The sequence below is a fragment of the Mycolicibacter sinensis genome (assembly GCF_001667945.1).
Taxonomy (GTDB): Bacteria; Actinomycetota; Actinomycetes; order Mycobacteriales; family Mycobacteriaceae; genus Mycobacterium; species Mycobacterium sinense_B.
Window position 1 is genome coordinate 1 of record NZ_LZJK01000163.1, and the last position, 886, is coordinate 886.

The window sequence follows — 886 nt, forward strand, 5'->3', positions numbered from 1 at the left end:
AACAGATCCGTCAGGAAGTCCTCGAAATCGGCGTTGGCCACCGGCGCCGCCGCCAAGGGCGCCATCCCGAACGCCAAAAACGCCCCCACCGCCGAAGACGCACCCACGATCCGCCGGCCCCGCCGACCAGACCCGCCCGAGCTAGAACTCCCGCCACCCGCAACGCCGCGCCGAACCACCACCACTGCCCCCGTTCCCCATCAGGCCACCTGGCGCCATGAAGCTTGGTTAACATGCGCCTTAGGAACAGCACGGTACTTACGCAGGCGTCAATTGTCTACGCAGAGTTTGCAATGGGGCATGTTTTCATACTTTTAGTATGGTTCTTCTCTTGTGGGTTCGGCTAGAGTCGCCAAACATGTACGGAAGTCTCTAGTCATCGCAGGAAGGTCGGCTCGATGTCTCGTCGTCTCGAAACCGCAGGAAGGCGGCGCCTACGAGGGCGCGGCATCGAACTGAGGACAGCTCCTGCCGCCCTCGGGATCCTCACAGCAGTAGGCCTCACCGCGCTGACGTCGGCCCCCGCAGTGCATGCCGACTTCGACGATCTGTTGGCCGACCTGTTCGACCCGAGCTCCTGGGGCAACCTGGCCGATGACTTCAACAGCCTGTTCACCGCACCCGGCTGGGACCTGTCCGGCGATGCGCTGGCCGGGTCGGCCGCCGGCGGTGCCGTGTTCGACTTCTACACACCGTTACACGCGGCGTTGCAGGACTGGCTCGACTCGCCGCTCGGTGAGCAGCTCACCGCGCCGATCAACCAGCTCTTCGCACCGCTCTACCCGGACGCGTGCGGGGTGATCTGCAACGGCGCCGACGGGACCGAGACCGACCCCGACGGCGGCAACGGCGGCGTGTGGTTCGGCGATGGCGGCGATGGCTGGAC

Annotated in this window: 1 pseudogene; it reads left to right on the plus strand. The window is 65.3% G+C overall.

From position 1 onward, the window contains the following. Positions 1-398: 398 nt before the first annotated feature. Positions 399-886, plus strand: a pseudogene (locus A5694_RS21645) (PGRS repeat-containing protein); the annotation flags it as partial.